The sequence below is a fragment of the Microbacterium sp. NPDC064942 genome (assembly GCF_049545525.1).
GTDB classification, from domain to species: domain Bacteria; phylum Actinomycetota; class Actinomycetes; order Actinomycetales; family Microbacteriaceae; genus Microbacterium; species Microbacterium gawkjiense.
Map to the genome: position 1 here is coordinate 137,852 of NZ_JBMWDR010000006.1, position 19,796 is coordinate 157,647.

General features: G+C 72.3%; 17 protein-coding genes. 6 read left to right on the forward strand and 11 right to left on the reverse strand.

Going from position 1 to position 19,796, the window contains the following annotated elements:
* Positions 1-2: 2 nt before the first annotated feature.
* Both ACPEH2_RS11390 and pxpA read right to left on the reverse strand, forming a co-directional pair.
* Entirely contained in the window at positions 3-1,553 is a 1,551-nt protein-coding gene (locus ACPEH2_RS11390) for a 5-oxoprolinase/urea amidolyase family protein (RefSeq protein WP_423718733.1), read from the reverse strand.
* Positions 1,547-2,302 carry a 5-oxoprolinase subunit PxpA gene (gene pxpA / locus ACPEH2_RS11395; RefSeq protein WP_423718734.1) on the reverse strand — a complete coding sequence of 252 codons (756 nt, stop codon included), beginning with the start codon at positions 2,300-2,302 and terminating at the stop codon, positions 1,547-1,549. The genes ACPEH2_RS11390 and pxpA overlap by 7 nt, the downstream gene beginning before the upstream one ends.
* A gap of 130 nt (positions 2,303-2,432) precedes the next feature.
* On the opposite strand from pxpA, the gene ACPEH2_RS11400 reads away from it, so the two are divergent.
* Both ACPEH2_RS11400 and ACPEH2_RS11405 read left to right on the forward strand, forming a co-directional pair.
* Positions 2,433-3,269 (forward strand): alpha/beta fold hydrolase, encoded by an 837-nt coding sequence (locus tag ACPEH2_RS11400; protein WP_359919713.1) that lies wholly within the window; start codon positions 2,433-2,435, stop codon positions 3,267-3,269.
* Between the two features lie 113 nt (positions 3,270-3,382).
* Positions 3,383-3,904, forward strand: a complete 522-nt coding sequence (locus ACPEH2_RS11405) for a hypothetical protein (protein WP_423718735.1) — start codon at positions 3,383-3,385, stop codon at positions 3,902-3,904.
* 23 nt (positions 3,905-3,927) lie between these two features.
* Here the strand turns inward: ACPEH2_RS11405 and ACPEH2_RS11410 are convergent, their stop codons facing one another.
* From ACPEH2_RS11410 to ACPEH2_RS11420, 3 genes are read right to left on the reverse strand one after another with little or no spacing between them, the layout of a single operon-like run.
* Positions 3,928-4,875 (reverse strand): DNA-methyltransferase, encoded by a 948-nt coding sequence (locus ACPEH2_RS11410; RefSeq protein WP_423718736.1) that lies wholly within the window; start codon positions 4,873-4,875, stop codon positions 3,928-3,930.
* Positions 4,872-5,921 carry a lipoate--protein ligase family protein gene (locus ACPEH2_RS11415; protein WP_423718737.1) on the reverse strand — a complete coding sequence of 350 codons (1,050 nt, stop codon included), beginning with the start codon at positions 5,919-5,921 and terminating at the stop codon, positions 4,872-4,874. Before ACPEH2_RS11415 ends, ACPEH2_RS11410 begins: the two co-directional genes overlap by 4 nt.
* A 4-nt stretch (positions 5,922-5,925) precedes the next feature.
* Positions 5,926-6,831, reverse strand: a complete 906-nt coding sequence (locus tag ACPEH2_RS11420) for an alpha/beta fold hydrolase (protein WP_423718738.1) — start codon at positions 6,829-6,831, stop codon at positions 5,926-5,928.
* A gap of 74 nt (positions 6,832-6,905) precedes the next feature.
* Here ACPEH2_RS11420 and ACPEH2_RS11425 point away from each other — a divergent pair, with 74 nt between their 5' ends.
* The 3 genes from ACPEH2_RS11425 to ACPEH2_RS11435 all read left to right on the forward strand — a co-directional run bounded on the left by ACPEH2_RS11425 (position 6,906) and on the right by ACPEH2_RS11435 (position 9,373).
* Entirely contained in the window at positions 6,906-7,352 is a 447-nt protein-coding gene (locus tag ACPEH2_RS11425; protein ID WP_311861453.1) for a MarR family transcriptional regulator, read from the forward strand.
* Between the two features lie 8 nt (positions 7,353-7,360).
* Complete coding sequence (locus ACPEH2_RS11430) at positions 7,361-8,722, forward strand: MFS transporter (protein WP_423718739.1); 1,362 nt, start codon at positions 7,361-7,363, stop codon at positions 8,720-8,722.
* Between the two features lie 513 nt (positions 8,723-9,235).
* On the forward strand, positions 9,236-9,373 hold the full coding sequence (locus ACPEH2_RS11435) for a hypothetical protein (protein WP_197471649.1): 138 nt from the start codon (positions 9,236-9,238) through the stop codon (positions 9,371-9,373).
* Between the two features lie 8 nt (positions 9,374-9,381).
* On the opposite strand, the gene ACPEH2_RS11440 is transcribed toward ACPEH2_RS11435, so the two are convergent.
* Genes ACPEH2_RS11440 through ddaH form a run of 5 tightly spaced genes read right to left on the reverse strand, consistent with a single transcriptional unit; the run spans position 9,382 to position 14,971 of the window.
* Positions 9,382-10,227 (reverse strand): transglutaminase family protein, encoded by an 846-nt coding sequence (locus tag ACPEH2_RS11440; protein ID WP_064003371.1) that lies wholly within the window; start codon positions 10,225-10,227, stop codon positions 9,382-9,384.
* Positions 10,224-11,156, reverse strand: coding sequence for an alpha-E domain-containing protein (locus ACPEH2_RS11445; protein WP_423718740.1), 933 nt, complete (start codon positions 11,154-11,156; stop codon positions 10,224-10,226). The genes ACPEH2_RS11440 and ACPEH2_RS11445 overlap by 4 nt, the downstream gene beginning before the upstream one ends.
* The gene (locus ACPEH2_RS11450; protein ID WP_253035939.1) at positions 11,150-12,835 is read right to left on the reverse strand and encodes a circularly permuted type 2 ATP-grasp protein; all 1,686 of its coding nucleotides are present in this window, start codon (positions 12,833-12,835) and stop codon (positions 11,150-11,152) included. The genes ACPEH2_RS11445 and ACPEH2_RS11450 overlap by 7 nt, the downstream gene beginning before the upstream one ends.
* A gap of 49 nt (positions 12,836-12,884) precedes the next feature.
* On the reverse strand, positions 12,885-14,108 hold the full coding sequence (gene rocD, locus ACPEH2_RS11455) for an ornithine--oxo-acid transaminase (RefSeq protein WP_423718741.1): 1,224 nt from the start codon (positions 14,106-14,108) through the stop codon (positions 12,885-12,887).
* Positions 14,105-14,971 (reverse strand): dimethylargininase, encoded by an 867-nt coding sequence (gene ddaH / locus ACPEH2_RS11460; protein ID WP_423718742.1) that lies wholly within the window; start codon positions 14,969-14,971, stop codon positions 14,105-14,107. The genes rocD and ddaH overlap by 4 nt, the downstream gene beginning before the upstream one ends.
* Positions 14,972-15,136: 165 nt before the next feature.
* Here ddaH and ACPEH2_RS11465 point away from each other — a divergent pair, with 165 nt between their 5' ends.
* The gene (locus tag ACPEH2_RS11465; protein WP_423718743.1) at positions 15,137-15,886 is read left to right on the forward strand and encodes a hypothetical protein; all 750 of its coding nucleotides are present in this window, start codon (positions 15,137-15,139) and stop codon (positions 15,884-15,886) included.
* A 198-nt stretch (positions 15,887-16,084) separates the two neighbouring features.
* On the opposite strand, the gene ACPEH2_RS11470 is transcribed toward ACPEH2_RS11465, so the two are convergent.
* A complete protein-coding gene (locus ACPEH2_RS11470) occupies positions 16,085-19,795 on the reverse strand; it encodes a proline dehydrogenase family protein (protein ID WP_423718744.1) in 3,711 nt (1,236 codons plus the stop codon).
* Between the last annotated feature and the right edge of the window lies 1 nt (position 19,796).

Here is a 19,796-nt window from a genome sequence, read left to right on the forward strand (position 1 = left end):
GATCACCGCCGAGGGCTTGCGCTGCGGAGCCGAAGGTGAGAACCGGGTCGGGCCTGGGCGAGCGCCGCGCGTCCCGCGGCGGTCACCACGCCGATCACGGGGTACCCGCCGGTCACCGGTCCGTCCGGCCCGAGGACGACCGGCAGACCGTCCGGCGGCACCTGGCCGGCGCCGGGCAGCATCCCCTCGCTCGCGAGCTCCCGGGAGGCGGCATCCGCCGTCCGCGCCAGCGGCGGACCGTCGAGACGGATGCCGACACGGTCGGCGCGGGCGCCGACGACCCACGTCGTCTCGAGGAACGCCTGCCGCGCCGCCGGGGTGAACCAGTCGGCGCGGGGACCGGCGACGACGGGGACGTCGATGACGGTCGGCGGCGGCGTCCACGGCCACAGGTCGACGGGTGGGACGGGATGCCGGGCGGCATCCGCCGTCGCGATGCCGTCGCCCGCGCGCAGCGGTGCGGGTCCGAGGCCCGCGAGCGTGTCGGTCGCGACCGATCCGAAGACGGGATGCCCCGCGACGCCGCCGCGGATCGCGAGCAGCGCGCGGACCCCGGCGCGGAAGCTGCCGATCGACAGGTCGGTGCCGGCGGGCCAGAGCACCGGGCGGTACGGGTCGACCTCGCGCCCGGCGACGTGGACGCTCCCCCACGCCCCGGTGACGGCGATCCAGAGATCACGGGTCGCGGTCGCGCGGAAGCCGCCCAGGGTCACCTCGATCGCGGCGGCGCCCGGTGCGTTGCCGACGAGCCGGTTCGCGGCGGCGAGCGCCGGGCGGTCGGCGGCGCCGGAGCGTGCGACGCCGTCGGCGAGCGCGTCGGGGCGACCGGCATCCTGCACCGTCGCGAACGGGCCGGGGTCCTGCACGACGGCGGCCGGGCGGCCGACCGGAAGGACGGCGGTGGCGGAGCCCGCGGTGACCGCAGCGGCGGCGACGCGTCGGAACCGCACGCGGGTGCCGGGGCGCAGGAGCACGGGGGTGTCGGCGAGCGGGTCGAACAGGGGCGCGGCGGTCGCCCCGATGAGCTGCCAACCGCCGGGGGTCTCGCGCGGGTAGGCGCCCGTGAACTCCCCCGCGAGGGCGACGGACCCCTGCGGCACCCGTGCGCGGGGGGTCGCGCGGCGGGGGACCTCGATGCGCCAGTCCGCGCTGACGAGGTACCCGAACCCGGGGGCGAACCCCGTGAAGGCGACCGTCCAGCGCGCCGCGAGGTGGCGCGCGACGAGCTCCCCGGCGCCGATGCCGAGCAGCGTCGCCGTCTCGTCGAGGTCGGGGCCGTCGTAGACGACGGGGATCTCGATCTCCTCCGCAGGCGCCGGTTCACCGGGCGCGGCGGGTGCGCCGGCGGCATCCACTCCCTCGATCCACCGGCGCGCGGCCGCGAGCGGGAGGACGGCCGGGTCGACGTGGATGAGCACCGTCCGCGCGGCGGGGACGAGATCGCGCACCCCGCGGGGCCGGCTCGCCACCAGGGCGGTGTGGAGCCCGAGCACCTCGGCGAGCGCGTCGACCTCGACGAGCAGCGCGCTGTCGCCGAACGGGCGGATCACCACGGCGCGCGCACCTCGACCCCCGCGGCGTCGAGCGCCGCGCGCACGGCCCGCGCCATCGCGACCGAACCCGTGGTGTCGCCGTGGAGGCAGAGGGATGCCGCGTCGACGGCGAGGACCGAGCCGTCCACGGCCTCGACCCCGCCGCCCGTCGCGAGGCGCACGGCGCGTGCGGCGACGACCTCGGCGTCGTGCAGCAGCGCGCCCGGGTCGGTGCGCGGCACGAGGGTGCCGTTCGGCAGATACCCGCGGTCGAGGAACGCCTCGAGGAGGAACGGGATGCCGCGCCTCGCGGCCGCGCCGGCGATCGCCCCCGGCATCCCGAGCAGCGGCAGCGCGCGGCCGAGGTCCGCGGCCACGTCGGCGACGGCGTCGGCGACCGCCTCCGCCGTCTGCGGATCGGCGGAGACCGCGTGGTAGAGCGCCCCGTGCGGCTTGACGTAGCGGAGGTCCGCACCGGCGGACACGAGGGCTGCGACCTGCGTCCGCACCTGGTCGCGGAGGACCTCGGTCGGGACGGCGAGCCGCACGCGCCCGAACCCGGCACGGTCGACGAAGGACGGGTGCGCCCCCACGGCGACGCCCCGCGCCGCCGCCCGGCGGACGGCATCCCGCATCGAATCGGCGTCGCCCGCGTGACCGCCGCACGCGACGGAAGCGCTGGAGACGACGGCGAACATCGCCTCGTCGTCGGCCGTCGGCACGCCGTCGACGGTCTCGCCGAGGTCCGCGTTGAGGTCGATCGCCGCCATGAGGCAACGCTAGCGGCGGGGGACGGTGAACGGCGGGCGAAGGATCCCGTCAAGCTCTGGCCGCGACCGGACCGGGGCCGTAGCGTCGGGATGTCGCCGGACGACCGTTCCGGCGGGAAGGAGGGCCGCTGTGGCGTACATCACCGTGGGGACCGAGAACTCGGTCGACGTCGACATCTTCTACACGGATCAGGGGTCGGGACAGCCCGTCGTGCTGATCCACGGCTTCCCCCTCAACGGGGAGTCGTGGGGCAAGCAGCAGGCCGCGCTGCTCGAGGCCGGCTACCGCGTCATCGCCTACGACCGGCGCGGGTTCGGCGCCTCGACGAAGACCGCGTCGGGCTCTGACTACGACACCTTCGCCGCCGACCTGCACGCCCTCATCGAGGAACTCGAGCTCACCGACGCCGTTCTCGTCGGCTTCTCGATGGGCACCGGGGAGATCGCGCGCTACCTGTCGCGCTACGGCGCCGACCGCATCGCGAAGGTCGCCTTCCTCGGCTCGCTCGAGCCGTGGCTGCTGAAGAACGACGAGAACCCCGACGGCGCGGGCGACCAGGCCTTCTTCGACGGCACCGCCGCAGCCGTCGCCGAGGACCGGTACGCCTTCCTGACCGGCTTCTTCCAGGACTTCTACAACCTCGACGACTACCTCGGGAACCGCATCTCGCAGGAGGCGCTCGACGCCTCGGTCGCCGTCGCGAACCAGGCCGGCAACGCCGCGATCGCCGCCGCCCCGCTCACGTGGGCGACCGACTTCCGCGGCGACATCCCCGCCGTCACCGTGCCGACGCTCATCCTGCACGGCACCGCCGACAACATCCTCCCGATCGACGTGACCGCTCGCCGGTTCCGGGAGCTGCTGCCCGACGCGACGTACGTCGAGATCGAGGGCGCCCCGCACGGCCTGCTCTGGACCCACGGCGCCGAGGTGAACGAGGCGCTGCTCGCCTTCCTGCAGGACTGAGCCCCGCACACGGCGTCCGGGACGGTGTTCCGTCCCGGACGCCGTGTCTCGATCCGATGGTGGAACCGGCGGACGGGTCGTGTCACGATGAGGGCACGAGCGAGGGGGTCGCGATGACGGATGCCGCAGTGCAGGAGACGTCGACGGGCAAGAGCATCGTCATCGATCACGGGATGAGGTGGCGCCTCGCCCGCGACCACCAGCGGACCAAGCAGACGGGGCTGTGGGTCGGCGGCATCCTGATCGTGCTGGTTTACGGCTTCGGGCTGTTCGCGCTCAACGGGAACGCCCGCTCCCTGGTCATGGCCGCGTTCTGGAGCCTGCTGATCGCGATCGGCTTCGTCGCGATCCGCCACCTGGGCACGCAGAAGCTCACCCGCGTCATCGAGGGGCTCTACCCCGCCGGCGACCGACTGACCGTCGCCGTCACCGAGTCCGGGCTGACCGTGACCACCTCTGCCACGAGCCTGACGGTCGCGGCATCCGCTCTGTGGCGCATTTCGACGGGGCCGCATTCGGTCAGGGTGCGGGTCCACGGACTGACCGGGCCGGCCATCATCCTGCCGCGCGAACTGCTGGACGACGCCGACATCGCGCGGCTGCGCGCGATGGCGCCCCGCATCCGTCGGGGCTGACGCGCCGGGGTCGTCTCGACGGATCAGCCGACGACGACCGCCTCGGGCAGGCGGATGCGCATGACGGCGAGCGCGTCGGCGCTGTGGTCGACGAGGACGGCGTCGCGGCCGAGCGCGTCGGCGACGGCGCCCGTCGTCCCCGAGCCCGCGAACAGGTCGAGCACGCGGTCGCCCGGACGGCTCGACGCCTGCACGATCCGCCGCAGGATCCCCTCGGGCTTCTGCGTCGGGTAGCCCGTTTTCTCGCGGCCCGACGTGGGAACGATCGTGTGCCACCAGACGTCCGTCGGCAGCTTGCCGCGCGCCGCCTTCTCGGGGGTCACGAGGCCCGGAGCCATGTAGGGCTCTCGGTCGACGGCATCCGAGTCGAAGAAGTAGGCGGACGGGTCCTTCACGTACACGAGGATCGTGTCGTGCTTGCTCGGCCAGCGCTTGCGGGACTTCGCGCCGTAGTCGTAGGCCCAGATGAGCTCGTTGAGGAAGCAGTCCCGGCCGAAGACGGCGTCGAGCATGACCTTCGCGTAGTGGGCCTCGCGGTAGTCGAGGTGCAGGTACAGGGTGCCGTCGTCCTGCAGCAGCCGCCACGCCTCGCGCAGCCGCGGCTCGAGGAAGCCCCAGTAGTCGTCGAACCGGTCGTCGTACAGCCGCAGCGCGCCGCGCGTGCGGGCGTAGGACGTGCCGCGGAACCCGCCCTTGACCGGGCCCGCCGGCGGGGCGGGGGCGTCCGGGTCGGGCACGAGGTGTGCGGTGTTCAGTCCCGACCGGGCAGGCCCTGCGCCCGGGGCGCGCGGATCCGGGGATGCCGACGCCGCGGCATCGGCTCGGGACTGAATACGGAGCGCGGACTCGATCGCCCGCTCCTGCGTCCGGCCGGTGTTGAACGGCGGGTCGAGGTAGACGAGCGCGAAGGAGGCGTGCGGCAGGCGCCGGGCGACCTCGAGGTTGTCGCCGAGATGGATCTCGACGGTCACGGGACGCGGCGCAGCCAGGCGTCCGTCGAGAACTTCGACTCGACGAGCGCCTCGGCCTCGGCGTACTCCTCCTCGGAGATCGAGCCCGGCTTCGCACCGTACAGCGACGTGAACGTCTCCTTGAAGCGCTCGATGATCTCGGCGCGCGGCAGCCCGGTCTGGCTGCGCAGCGGGTCGACGCGCTTCGCGGCAGACGCCGTGCCCTTGTCCGAGAGCTTCTCGCGACCGATGCGCAGGACCTCGGTCAGGACCTGACCGTCCATGTCGTAGCTGAGGGTGGCGTGGTGCAGCACTCCCCCGTTGGCGAGGCGCTTCTGCGCCGCACCGCCGATCTTGCCCTTCGACGAGGCGATGTCGTTGAGCGGCTGGTAGGTCGCGTCGATGCCGAGCGAGCGCAGCGCGTGCAGCACCCAGTCGTCGAGGAACGCGTACGAGTCCGCGAAGGTCATCCCCGCGACGAGGGATGCCGGCACGTACAGCGAATACGTGACGATCGAGTTCGCGGCCATGAGCATGGCGCCGCCGCCGGAGATGCGGCGGACGACCTGGAAACCGTGCTTCGCGGCCCCCTCGGGGTCGACCTCGTTGCGGTACGACTGGAACGAGCCGATGACGACGGCGGACTCGTCCCACTCCCAGATGCGCAGGGTCGGCGTGCGGCGGCCGTCGCCGACGCGCGTCGTGAGCACCTCGTCGAGGGCGAGGTTCATCGCCGGCGAGACCGCCTTCTCGTGGACGACCTCCCACTCGAACTCGTTCCAGCCGGGAGCGACGATGAGGGCGCGGCGCACCGCCGTGGCGACGGCCTCGGGCGTGAACCCGAGGAGTTGCGCCCCCTCGGGGAGCGCTCCCCGGACCGCGGCGGCGATGGTCGCGACGTCGGCTTCGGTCGGGAGGCCCGTCACGGCCGCATCGATGTCGGCGAGCGCGTCGTCGGGTTCGAGGAAGAAGTCGCCCGCCAGGTGGAAGTCCGCGATGCGGCCGTCGGCCACCTCGAGGTCGACCACGACCAGCTTGCCGCCAGGGACCTTGTACTCGCCGTGCATGGTCCTATTCTCCCGTGTCCGCGGCCGGCCCGGTCGCGTCGGCGCCGGAAGCGGATGCCGCGTCGCGCCGCGCGATGCGCGCGTCCAGCCACGCGAGCAGGTCGGCGCGCACTTCGGCGGCGCAGTGCTCGTTGAAGATCTCGTGCCGCGCGTCGGGGTAGACGAGGGTCGTGACGTCGGTGAGTCCCGACCGGGTGCGGTAGGCGTCGGCGAGGCGGTGGACGCTCCGCGGGCCGCCGACGGGGTCGTCGCGCCCGACCATGAGCAGGACGGGCAGATCCACCCCGAGGTCGCGCTTCGGCTTGCCGAGGAGACGCACGGTGTCGGCCGGGCCGAACAGCGTCGGCAGCGGGACCATCGTCGTGAGCGGGTCGTCGAGGAACGCGCGGCCGACCGCGGCATCCGTCGACAGCCATTCGACACCCGTCGCGTCGGCACCCGCCCAGCGCTTGTTGAGGGGCGCGGCGTTGAGGGCGCCCGGCCACAGGAGCGACGACCCGGAGAGCACCAGCGCGTCGTAGGCGCCCGGGTCGGCGTTCACGAGCTTCTGCGCGAGGAACGACCCCCACGAGTGCCCGAGGAGCACGAGCGGCAGGTCGGGGTGGCGACCCCGGATGATGCCGGTGAACTGCCGGCACGCAGCGATCGCGGCGCGGAGGCCCCCCGGCCCCAGGCGGCCGAGACGGGAGTGGTCGCCGTCGTGCTGACGCAGGCCGGTGCGGCCGTGGCCGCGGTGGTCGTCGGCGTAGACGGTGAACCCGTCGGCGGTGAGCGCCGCGATGAGGGCGGCGTAGCGGCCGGCGTGCTCGCCGACGCCGTGGAGCAGCTGGACGACGCCCCTCGGCGTTCCCTCGGCGGGGTGGACGTCGTAGACGATCGCGATGCCGTGTGCATCGATGAACTCAGGCATGGCTCGAATCCTAGGGCCGTTCGGATGCCGCACACCGAGCCGTTAGCCAGACTAATGAGCTATGCTAATGAAACATGAGCGACGCGACCGGTGACCAGACCCAGGACCTCGCTCACGCGGCATCCGATTTCCGCATGGCGACCTTCCGGCTCGCGCGGCGCCTGCGCTCGCAGCGCGCGGTCGACACGATGAGCGACGGCCAGTTCGCCGTGCTCGCGGCGCTCAAGGTGCACGGTCCGCACACGCTCGGCGAGCTCGCGGAGCGCGAGCGGGTGTCGGCGCCCTCGATGAACCGCACCGTCAACTGCCTCGAGGAACTCGGCTACCTGAGCCGAACGCCCGACGAGAACGATCGCCGCAAGGTGGTCATCGAACTCACCGACAGCGGACGGGAGGTCGTCGTCGAGACGGTCCGGCGGCGCGACTCCTGGCTGGAGCACGCCTTCGAGGACCTGACCGCGACCCAGCGCGCGACCCTGGTGAAGGCCGCCGCGATCATGCAGGAGGTGGCCGAGCGATGAGTTCCGCGATGTTCCGCTCCTTCTCCGTCTTCAACTACCGCGTCTGGTTCATCGGCGCCCTCGTGTCGAACGTGGGCGCGTGGATGCAGGCGACGGCGCTCAGCTGGGTCGTGCTGACGCAGCTCACCGACAACGACGCGACCGCCATGGGTGTCACGATGGCGCTGCAGTTCGCGCCACCCCTGCTGCTCGTGGGCGTGACCGGGCTCGTCGCCGACCGCTTCGACCGCCGCAAGCTGCTCTTCGTGACCCAGGGCTCGCTCATGGTGCTCGGGCTCACGATCGGCGTGCTGCTCCTGCTCGGCGCGATGAACCTGTGGACGATGTACGCCTTCGCGTTCGCGCTCGGCGTCGTCGCCGCCTTCGACAACCCGACTCGGCAGGCGTTCGTCTCCGACCTCGTCGCGCGCGAGAACGCCTCGAACGCGGTCGCCTTGAACGCGGCATCCTTCAACACCGCCCGCATGATCGGACCCGCCGTCGCCGGTCTCGTCATCGTCGCCGTCGGCACCGGCTGGGTGTTCCTCATCAACGCGCTGACGTTCCTCGCGATGCTCGTGGCCCTCGTGCTCATCCGCCCCGCGGAGCTCGCCCCGCGACCGAAGCTGCGCAGCGCCGCGCGGATGGCCGACGGGCTGCGCTACGTCGGCGGCCGACCCGACCTGGTCGTCACGTTCATCATGGTGTTCCTGCTCGGCGCGTTCGGCATGAACTTCCCCATCCTCGCCTCGACCATGGCTCTCGAGTTCGGCCAGAACGCCGACGGCTACGGCGTGCTCAGCTCGATCCTCGCGATCGGGTCGCTCGCCGGCGCCCTGCTCGCGGCGCGACGCGACCGCGCCCGGCTGCGCCTGGTCATCGGCGGACTCGGGCTGTTCGCGATCGCCTCGGTGCTCTCGGCCGCGATGCCCGTCTACGTCGCCTACGCCGCGACCCTCATGTTCATCGGGTTCGCGACGGTGACGACCCTCACCACGGCGAACGGTTACGTGCAGACGACGACCGAGCCGGCCCTGCGCGGACGCGTGCTCGCGCTCTACATGGCGATCCTCATGGGCGGCACCCCGTTCGGCGCCCCCATCGTCGGCTGGGTGGCCGACGCGTTCGGACCGCGCGCTGCGATCCTCCTCGGCGCCGCGGCGGCGCTGGTCGCCTTCTGCGTCGGCGGCGGCTGGCTGCTGTTCTCGGGACGCCTGCACCGCCACGAGACGCGCCGCTTCGCGATGACGATCGACGAGACCCGTCCGATCAGCGTCGTCGCGCCCGAGGAGTTCAGCGACGAGGTCGCCGCGACCACCCCCATCCGACTGCCCGAGGACGGCGACGTCGTCCCCGGGCGAGCGGATGCCGCGGCGCGACACGGACGCTGAGGTCGGGCGCGCGGAGTCAGGGCGCGGCGCTGGCGGCAGTTCCGGGGACGCGAAGTGTCGGGTCGGCGTGCGTGCGGCGACGAAACGGGTCCCCGGAGCGCGGAGCGCGGGGACTCCAGGGACGCGAAGTGTCGGGACGGCGTGCGCGAGGCGACAAAACGGGTCCCCGGAGCGGATGCCGCGGCCCGACGCGCGCGGTCGACCGCCCGGGTCGCGACGAGGGAGAGTGCGCCCGCGATGACGATGTGCATGCCCTGGACCCACGTCGGCACCCCCAGGCCCACCGCGAGTGCGAGGTGGACGGCGACGACGATCGCGACGGTCGTCCCCGGGGCGTGGCACCCGCCGCCGGCACCCTAGGTTGACGTGCGGGGGAACCGACGGGCCAGGCTCCGACTCGTCGGCTCGGGGCCCAGCGACTTCGGGGGAAGTCCGGGCCCCGACTCCCCCACCACTCGGAGGGCACTGTCAAGGGGTCGGATGCCGCCGGTCGCCGCGCGTACCGTCGCGGCCATGAGCGACGCATCCCCCACTCCCGAGCAGGACGACCCGACCGGCGGCGACGAGACGACCGAACAGCAGCTCGACGCCGACAACGCCGTCGAGGAGGACACCCTCAAGACGCTCGACCCCGACGACTCCCCGGCCTGACCCGGCGGTCAGGCTTCGCGGGTGATGAGCACCCGCACCTCGAGACGGCTCTTGAACGGTCCGGCGTAGACGCCGCGCAGCGGCGGCACGTCGTTGTAGTCGCGCCCGCGTCCCACCGTGACGTGTCGGTCGCCGATCTCGGCGTCGTTGGTCGGGTCGAAACCGTGCCACGAGCCGGCGTACCACTCGATCCAGGCGTGCGACTCGCCGACCACCGGCACACCCACCTCGGCGGTGGGGTTCGGGTGCAGGTACCCCGAGACGTACCGGGCCGGGATGCCGACCGAGCGCAGCGCGCCGAGCGCGATGTGCGCCATGTCCTGGCACACGCCCTTGCGCTCCGCCCACGCCTCCGCACCGGTGGACTGCACCTCGGTCGCGCCGGGCACGTACTCGACGGCCTCGCCGATGGCCGTCGCGATGGCGAGCGCCGCGTGCGACGGGTTCTCGTGCTGGGCCGCGATGCCCGACGCGAGCGCCGCGACCTCGGGATGCGGATCGGTGCGGCGCGTCTGCGACAGCATCTCGACCGTGCCGATCGACCGCTGCGCGTCGCGCGAGAGGGCCTCCCACGACATGTCGGGGTGCGTGAGGGGCCGCGCGCGCACCTCGACGAGCGAGCGCGCCGTGATGTGCAGCGCCGAGTGCTTCGCCAGCACGTCGAACGCCGCGACCCGCGTGCCGAAGTAGTCGACGTAGTAGTTCACGTTCGTCGAGGGCTCGATGTCCAGCTGCGAGCTGAGGACGAACTGGCTGTCGCTTGTCGTCGGCAGCATCCGCGCCTCGTTGTACGACGCCCCGACCTCGCCCGGGTAGTCGAAGCCCGTCGTGTGCTCGATACGCAGCCGCTTCATGAGGTCTCTCCGATCCAGCTGGGTTCGGCCTGGGTGGGGAAGAAGCGCCCGCGGATCGCCTCGGACGCCTCCCGGGTGACCGATTGGACGCTCTGCATGTGGGCGGGGAGCTCGGCGAGGACCTCTTCGATCGGCCGGTACTCCAGCTCGTTGCGCATGCGACCGAGCGCGCGCAGCACCGAGTTGGAGTGCCCGACGCGGTCGGCGACGGGGTCGATCGCGCTCATGCACTGCTCGGCGGTGCGGATGGAGTGGATGATCGAGCGCGGGAACAGCCGGTCGAGCAGCAGGAACTCGGCCGCGTTCTGCGAGCTCGGCATGCCGCGGTAGGTGCGCACGTATGCCTCGTAGGCCCCGCATGAGCGCAGGATGGTGGTCCAGGACGGACCGGATGCCTCGGTCAGCGACCGCGTCGCCAGCATCCGCGCCGTCATGTCGGTGCGCTCGATGGCGCGGCCGAGCGTGAAGAACTGCCAGGCCTCGTCGTGGCTCGTGGAGCTGTCGGTCACGCCGACGGCGAGCGCGGCCCGTTCGCGCACCCACTGGAAGAACTCGTGCGTCTTCTCGTCGTTGAGCCGTCGCGGCATCCGCGAGTACGTCGTGTTCAGCGTCTCCCAGAGCTCCGTCGAGACGATCTCGCGGGCGCGCCGGGCGTTCTCGCGCGCCGCCTGCAGGCAGTAGGCGATCGACGACGGGTTGGTGCGGTCGACGGCGAGGTTCGTCAGCACGGCGGCGCGCGTCACGGGCTGATCGCCGGCGGGGGTCACCGTGCCCATGACGCCCATGAGCGAGCGGCACGCGGTGTCCTCGTCGATCCACGGGTCCTCGAGCAGGAGCTGCAGGTGGACGTCGAGGATGCGGGCGGTGCCGTCGGAGCGCTCGATGTAGCGCCCGATCCAGAACAGGCTCTCGGCGATGCGGCTCAGCATCCGTCCTCACCTCCCGCGGTCTCGCGTCCCTGCTGCTGCTGCTCCTGCTGCTCGGCCGTCGCGCGGGGCCGGTCCTGCGGCGAGTGGTCCGGCTCGTCCTGGGCGTCGTAGATGATCGGGATGGCGGAGGTCGCCGTCGCCTGCTCGGCGACGAGGCCGGCGAGGGACTGCGACTGCCCGTACTCGCCGCGGTTCGGCGCGTCGCCGCCGACGATCCACGTGTCCTTCGACCCGCCGCCCTGGCTGGAGTTGACGACGAGCTGCCCCTCGGGCAGCGCGACGCGGGTGAGGCCGCCCGGGAGCACCCAGACCTCGTCGCCGTTGTTGACGGCGAACGGTCGCAGGTCCGCGTGGCGCGGCCGCATCCCATCGTCGACCAGGGTCGGGATCGTCGAGAGCATGACGACCGGCTGCGCGATCCAGCCGCGGGGATCGGCGAGGAGCTTCGAGCGCAGGGCGTCGAGCTCGGCGGGGCTCGCATCGGGGCCGACGACGAGGCCCTTTCCGCCCGAGCCGTCGACGGGCTTCACGACGAGCTCGTCGAGGCGGTCGAGCACCTCTTCGAGGGCGCCCGGGTCCTCGAGCCGCCACGTGTCGACGTTCTTGAGGATGGGCTCCTCGGCGAGGTAGTACCGGATGAGATCGGGCACGTACGTGTAGAGCAGCTTGTCGTCGGCGACGCCGTTGCCGACCGCGTTCGCGATCGTGACGTTGCCCAGGCGCGCGGCCAGCATGAGCCCCGGGGCGCCGAGCATCGAGTCGGCGCGGAACTGCAGCGGATCGAGGAAGTCGTCGTCGACGCGGCGGTAGATGACGTCGACCCGGCGCGGACCGCGCGTGGTGCGCATGAAGACCTTGCCGCCCTGGCAGACGAGGTCGCGCCCCTCGACGAGTTCGACGCCCATGAGGCGGGCGAGCAGCGTGTGCTCGAAGTACGCGGAGTTGTAGACACCGGGGGTGAGGACGACGACGTTCGGATCGTCGACACCCGGAGGCGCGGAGTTGCGGAGCGCCTGCAGGAGCTTGTTCGGGTAGTCGCCGACGGGACGCACCCGCATCGAGACGAACAGCTCGGGCAGCGTTTGCGCCATGACCCGTCGGTTGGAGATGACGTAGCTCACACCCGAGGGCACTCGCACGTTGTCCTCGAGCACGCGCATCTCGCCGTGCTCGTCGCGGATGAGGTCGATGCCGGCGACCTGGATGCGGACGCCGTTGGCGGAGCGGATGCCGGCCGCCTGCCGGTAGAAGTACTGCGACGACGCGATCAGCTTCGCCGGCAGCACGCCGTCGCGGACGACGTGCTGGTGACCGTACGCGTCGTCGAGGAACGCCTCGAGCGCACGGACCCGCTGCTGCACGCCCTTCTCGATGCGCGACCACTCGTCGTAGGCGATGACCCGGGGCACGGCATCCAGCGGGAACGGTCGTTCCTCGCCCGCGAAGTCGAACGTGACGCCCTGTGCGAGGTACGAGCTCGCGAGCGATTCGGTGCGCCCCCGCAGCTCTTCCTGCGTCATCTGCGCGAGGGCCTGATAGAGCTCACGGTAGGTCGAACGCGACTGCGCCGCCTCCCCGGGATGCGCCACCTCGGCGAACATTTCGTCGAACGCGGGGACGCCGGAAGGGGTCTTGCGCGGCGCCAGCGTGGAGCCGTATCCGTCGAAGAGGTCACCCATGCGACGAGCCTAATCCGGGCGGTGTTGCCGGAGTGTTTCGCCCCGCGGGTCAGCCTTCCAGGGCGAGGCGCAACTGCTCGACGGCCCAGTCGATCTCGGTGGCACGGATGACCAGCGGCGGCGCCATGCGGATGGTCTGCCCGTGCGTGTCCTTGACGAGGACTCCCCGCGCGAGCAGCCGCTCGGCGACCTGGCGGCCGGTGCCGACGGCCGGGTCGATGTCGACGCCCGCCCAGAGGCCCGCGACGCGGATCGCGGTGACACCCGACCCGAGGAGAGGTTCGAGCCGCGCACGCAGGTGGTCGCCGAGCGACAGTGCTCGCTTCTGCAGGTCGCCGGCGCGGAGCAGGTCGACGACGGCGAGACCGACGGCCGCCGCGAGCGGGTTGCCGCCGAAGGTCGAGCCGTGCTCGCCGGGGTGGATGACCCCCAGCACGTCACGATCGCCCACGACGGCGGACACGGGGAGGATGCCGCCGCCCAGCGCCTTGCCGAGCAGGTACAGATCGGGGACGACACCCTCGCGCTCGCACGCGAACGTGGTGCCGACCCGCCCGAGGCCGGACTGGATCTCATCGGCGATGAACAGCACGTTCGTCGCGGTGCACGCCTCGCGGACGGCGCGAAGGTATCCGTCCGGCGGGATCACGACGCCCGCCTCGCCCTGGATCGGCTCGATGAGGACGGCGGCGGTGTTCTCGTCGATCGCGGCGGTCAGGGCCGCGGCATCCCCGTAGGGCACGATCTCGAACCCGGGCGCGAACGGCCCGAAGCCGTCGCGGGCCTGCGGGTCGTCGCTGAAACCCACGATGGTCGTCGTGCGGCCGTGGAAGTTGCCCGCCGCGACGACGATCTTCGCCGCCCCGTCGGGTACCCCCTTCACGCGGTACGCCCACGCCCGCGCCACCTTGATGCCGGTCTCGACGGCTTCGGCGCCCGTGTTCATCGGGAGGACCATGTCCTTGCCGGCGAGGGCGGCGAGCGCGTCGGCGAAGGCGCCGAGGCGGTCGTTGTGGAACGCCCGGCTGGTGAGGGTCAGTCGCCCGAGCTGCTCGGTCGCTGCGGCGACGAGGGCGGGATGCCGGTGCCCGAAGTTCAGGGCCGAGTACGCCGACAGCAGGTCGAGGTAGCGCCGCCCCTCGACGTCGGTGACCCACGACCCCTCACCCTCGGCGACCACGACGGGGAGGGGGTGGTAGTTGTGCGCCACGTGGGCTTCTTCGCCCGCGATGAGATCTGCGGACAGGGTCTTCTGGGGCCGGACGTCGGTCATCGCGCACCTCCGCGCAGTTCGAGCGTGCAGCACTTGATGCCGCCGCCGCCGAGCAGGAGCTCGGACAGATCGATGGGGACGGGGATGTAGCCGCGCTCCTCGAGCTGCGCGGCGAAGCCGGCGGCGCGGGGCGAGACGAAGACATGGAGGCCGTCGCTGGCCGCGTTCAGCCCGAAGACGGCACCGTCGGCATCCGACACGTGGATGGCGTCGGGGTAGCGCTCGGCGAGCACCCGCTGCGACGCCTCGTCGAACGCGGACGGCAGGTAGGCGATGTTCGCCCGCTCGACTCCCGTGGGGCCCTCGACGGGATCCAGGACGGTGATGGCCGTGTCGAGGTGGTAGAACCGCGGATCGACGAGGCGCAGTGAGACCACCTCGCGCCCGAAGACCTCGGCGAGTTCGCGGTGACTGTCCCCGACCGACCGGAATCCGGTGCCGGCGAGGATCGTGTCGCCGACGAGCAGGAAGTCACCCTCGCCCTCCTGCACCTCGACGGGCTCGACGACCTCGAAGCCGTGGGCGGCGAACCAGTCCATGAAGGGCCGCTCCTCGCCGCGGCGCTCGTCGACGCGGAAGCGGACGCCCAGCGCGCGGCCGTCGACGATGAATCCGCCGTTCGCCGTGTAGACCATGTCGGGCAGCCCCGGCACCGGATCGATGAGCTCGACCTCGTGCCCGAGCGCGACGTAGGCGTCGTGCAGCGCCTGCCACTGCCGCACGGCCTTCGCGGTGTCGGTGGGGTTCGCCGGATCCATCCAGGGGTTGATCCGGTACGACACCGTGAAGTGCTCGGGGCGGCACATGAGGTAACGGCGGCGCTGGGCGGTGCGCACCGGCGCGGTCTCGTGCTGCGTCGTCATTCTCGCTCCTCGTTCCCGGGGCGGCGGACGCTGTCCAGAGGCCCGACGGAGCTTGCAGAAGCCGACGAATCGGGCACGCCGGGACCCATCATGCCAGGTCGACCCGCACGGACGGCGGTGGACGGGCGGCACCGCTACATGCCGATGAATGACAGGATGCAGAGCATGGCCAGACGCACGGGTGAACAGACGAAAGCCCTGCTGCTGCGCACCGGCATGCAGATGCTCCTCGAGCGCGGGGTGAGCGCCGGCGTCCAGCACATTCGGCTGCAGGACGTGCTGCGTCGCGCGGGCCTCACGACCGGTGCGGCGTACCGGCTCTGGAGCGACCAGGCCGACTACCACCGCGAGCTCGCCGTGGCGATGATGCGGATGCGGGTGGCCGGACCGGCCGACGCGATGCGTGCCCAGGTCGAGGAGCTCATCGGCGAAGAGGTCACCGGCGAGGAGATCATCCGCCAGGCGGCCCGGCAGCACGTCCTCGCCGCGGAGCTGTCCACCGAGGACCCGACCGATCTGCTCGAGGCGCAGTCGTTCCGGGTGGCTTTGGCGCTGCGGACGGCTGCGGACACCTGGCCGGAGCTCACCGAGGCCAGCCACGAGCGTCACCGCGAGTCCATCCGGGCATTCACCGAGCTCTACCAGTACCTCATCGACGCCTACGGGATGCGCATGCGCGAGGGGCTGACGATCGACGATTTCGCCGAGGCGATGGCGGCGATGGCGGAGGGCTTCGCCATCCGGTCCCTCGAACGGATCTCGCACCCGACGTTCCGTCTGTCGGGCGCGGACGGCACACCGACCGGCGAGTGGACGCTGCTGGGGCTCACGGTGCGCGCGCTCGTCGACTCGTTCATGGTGCCGCGGGAGGACGCCGACCCCGACGCCTCCGCCCGTCGTCCGCACTACTCCTGAGCCGCCGGGACGAAAGATGCCCCGGGCCGAGGACGCCAGGTCCTCGATCCGGGGCGACACTCCCCCCGGAGTGTTCTCGTGCGCCTCCCCCAGAGGCGCACGAGGACATTCAACAACGTCGGACGGCCGACGCACCAGAAAGATAAGTTGTTTTCTTCTTCGGGTGGATAAACTCTTCGTCGGCCGCCCCGCTCGGTCTCAGATGACGGATTCGCTCCACCGGTCGGGGTTGCCGAAACGGTGCGCCGTGATCGTGATCGACTGCTCGCGCAGGAACGGGAGCAGTTCGATCCGCCCGGCCTGCGTGACCTCGTCGGCGTAGACGGCCAGATCCGGATCGCCCGAGATCGCCGCGGCGAGCGCGGTGCGCACCTCGCCCGCCTGCGCCGGCGGCCCCACCAGGCGCACCCGGTCGGCCCGCGCGGGAACGCCCTCCGCGCGGGGCGCCGCCATCCGCGCGATCCAGTCCTCGTCCGATTCGACGAACACCGCCACCTCGAGCGCGCCGAGCGCCTGTCGCACGGTGGCGGGCAGTCCCGCGGGCGTGCTGACGGTGAACGTCGAGCGGGCGCGGACGGCGGCGATGATCGCGCGCACGAGGGTCTGCGGCGCGGCATCCGTCGTCGATCGGATCTCGACGCTCGCCGGACGGTAGCGGAAGAGATTGCGCTCGACGCCCAGGTGCGAGACGTCGACGACCTTGCCGAAGGTGCGGTCCCACGCGACGGCGTCGGACAACGCCGCACGGCGCAGCCACTCGAATGCCTCGTAGCCCAGGGCGGGCTGGGCCGCCTCGATGACGTCGGCGATCGACGAGTCGAGCCCCTTGAGGTGCAGCGTCGACGACGCCGCCACCCCCGCGGTCGGCCGCCAGGACCCGAGTCCGACGAGGTGGTTCGGACCGCCGGCCTTCGCGCCACCGCCGACGGAGGACCGCTTCCAGCCGCCGAACGGCTGACGCTGCACGATCGCACCCGTCGTGCCGCGGTTGACGTAGAGGTTGCCCGCTTCGACCCGGTCGAGCCACACGGCGAGGTCGTCGGGGTTCTGCGTGTAGAGCCCCGCGGTGAGGCCGTAGTCGACTGCGTTCTGCAGCTCGATCGCGTGCTCGAGCGACCGCGCGTGCATGACCCCCAGGACGGGGCCGAAGAACTCCTCGAGGTGCACCCGCGAGCCCGGCTTCACACCGGTGCGGATGCCGGGGGTCCAGAGCCGTCCGCCGTAGCGCTGGTGCGGCAGTTCGCGCGGCTCGACGAGCCACTCCTCGTCCTCGTCGAGGGTCGTCAGCGCCCAGGCGAGCTTGCCGGTCGGGGCCTCGACGAGGGGGCCGACCTCGGTCAGAGGGTCCTCGGGCGCGCCCACGCGGAGCGAGGTCGCGGCATCCACCAACTGACGGCGGAACCGCTGCGACCGGGCGACCGGACCGACGAGGATCGCGAGCGAGGCGGCGGAGCATTTCTGTCCCGCGTGGCCGAACGCCGAACGGACGAGATCGGATGCCGCCAGGTCGAGGTCGGCCGAGGGCATCACGATCATGGCGTTCTTGCCGCTCGTCTCGGCTTGCAGGGCGAGGTCCGGACGCCACGAGCGGAAGAGCGCGGCCGTCTCGAAGGACCCCGTGAGGATGACGCGGTCCACCGACGGGTGGGTGATGAGCTGCGCGCCGAGGCCGCCTTCGTCGAGATCGACGAGGGCGAGGATGTCGCGGCCGACGGCGGCGCCGTCCAGGGCCTCCCAGATCGCTTCGGCCACCACCGCCGCGCAGCGGCGCGCCTGGGGTGCGGGCTTGAAGACGACACCCGAGCCCGCCGCGAGGGCGGCGAGCGCGCCGCCGGCGGGGATCGCGACCGGGAAGTTCCACGGCGGTGTGACGACCGTCACCCGGTCGGGGACGAAGACGGCACCGCTCACCCGATCGAGCTCGCGCGCGGTCGCAGCGTAGTAGCGGGCGAAATCGACGGCTTCGCTCACCTCGACATCGGCCTCTGCGAGTGTCTTGCCGGTCTCGGATGCCGCGACCTCGATCAACTCGGCGCGGCGCCGTTCGAGCGCGCTCGCCGCACGGAGGAGGACCTCGGCGCGATCGGCGGCGGGCAGCGAGCCCCACGCGCCGGCCGCCGAACCCACGCGGCCGAGCAGGGCCTCGAGTTCGGACTCGGTGCCGATGCGGGCTGCGGCGATCGCGGCATCCCCCGCCGTCGACGACGGGACACGGCCGAGGATCTCGCGCGCCCACGCGCGGTTCGCGGGGAGGGCGGGGTCGGTGTCGGCGGCGTTGCGGAAGCCGGGGGCGCCCGCGGCGGCGGCGCTCTCGCGCGGCGAGAAGACGGCGGTCTCGACGAACGCGTCGCCGGCGAACCCACCGGGCAGGCCGGCCGGCTGCGTCTCGTCGGGGTCCGCCGGGCGCGCGTCCTTCGCGGCGATGCCGAGGACGACCTGCGTGAGGGCGGCGTCGTCGGAGGGCGCGAGGGCCGCGGCATCCGTCGTCACCGTCACCTCGTCGGCGGCTGCCGCCGTGCGGTCCTGGCGGCGCCGGGGTCCGGTCACCAGCGTGCGGTCGGCGGCGCGGTCGATGGATGCCGCGAACCGGTCGCGCTCGCGCACGAACATCGCCCGGTCGTAGGCGAGGTCGAAGGCGGCGGAGAGGAAATTCTCGCTCGAGGCGTTCTCCTCGAGCCGGCGGACGAGGTAGCTGATCGCGACGTCGAACTCGTCGGGCCGCACGACGGGGACGTAGAGCAGCACGTGCCCGACCTCGCGGGCGACGGCCTGCACCTGGCCCTGCGCCATGCCGAGGAGCATCTCGACCTCGACGTCGCGCTGCACCCCGCGCTCGCCGGCGAGCAGCCACGCGTACGCGATGTGGAAGAGGTTGTGTCCGGCGACGCCGATCCGCACCGCCTGGGTGTTCTCGGGGCGCAGCGCCTCGTCGAGGCAGCGCACGTAGTTCGCGTCGGTGTCGAGCTTGGAGTCGTAGGGGGCGGTGGGCCAGTCGTGCATGACCGCGTCGACGTGCTCCATCGCGAGGTTCGCACCCTTCACCAGGCGGATCTTGATGCGGGCGCCGCCGGCCGCGACACGCTCGCGCGCCCACGCGGTGAGCGTTCGAAGGGCGGGGAGGGCGTCGGGCAGGTAGGCCTGCAGCACGATGCCCGCCTCGAGGCCCTTCAGGCGCGGGTCGTCCAGCACCCGCATGAACACGGCCATCGTCAGGTCCAGGTCGCGGTACTCCTCCATGTCGAGGTTGAGGAACGTGCCGTCCTCGGCCGCCGACAGGTAGAGGGGGCGCAGCCGCTCGACGACGCGATCCACGATCTCGTCGAACGCCCACATCGAGAGGTGGCTCGCGATCGCCGAGACCTTCACCGAGACGTAGTCGACGTCGTCGCGCCGGACGAGCTCGTGGATCCCCTCGAGGCGTCGGAGGGCCTCGGCCTCGCCGAGCACCGCCTCGCCGAGGAGGTTGAGGTTGAGCCGCGCCCCCGACTCGCGCAGGGTCTGCAGCGCGGGACCGAGCTTGTCGGGCCGGGCGTCGACGATGAGGTGACCGACCATCTCGCGCAGCACGCGGCGGGCGATGGGGACGACGGGCGTCGGGAGGACGGGGGCGACGACGCCCCCCGTCCGCACGGCTGCCCGGAGGTACCAGGGCAGGAAGGCGGGGGCGAGCGGCGCGACACGCTGCAGGTTGGTGGCCGCGGCGGTGAGGGACTCCGGTCGCATCACCCCGTCGACGAAGCCGAGGGTGAACGGCAGGCCGTTCGGGTCCTTCAACACCCCCGCGAGACGCTCGGCCGACGGGTCGACGGTGACCTCGGCGGATTCGGCGACCCAGCGCTCTGCGAGGGCGATGGCCCGCTCGGCGAGGTCGGAGGAGGGCGCTTGTGGCGCGACAGAGCTGTCCGACATG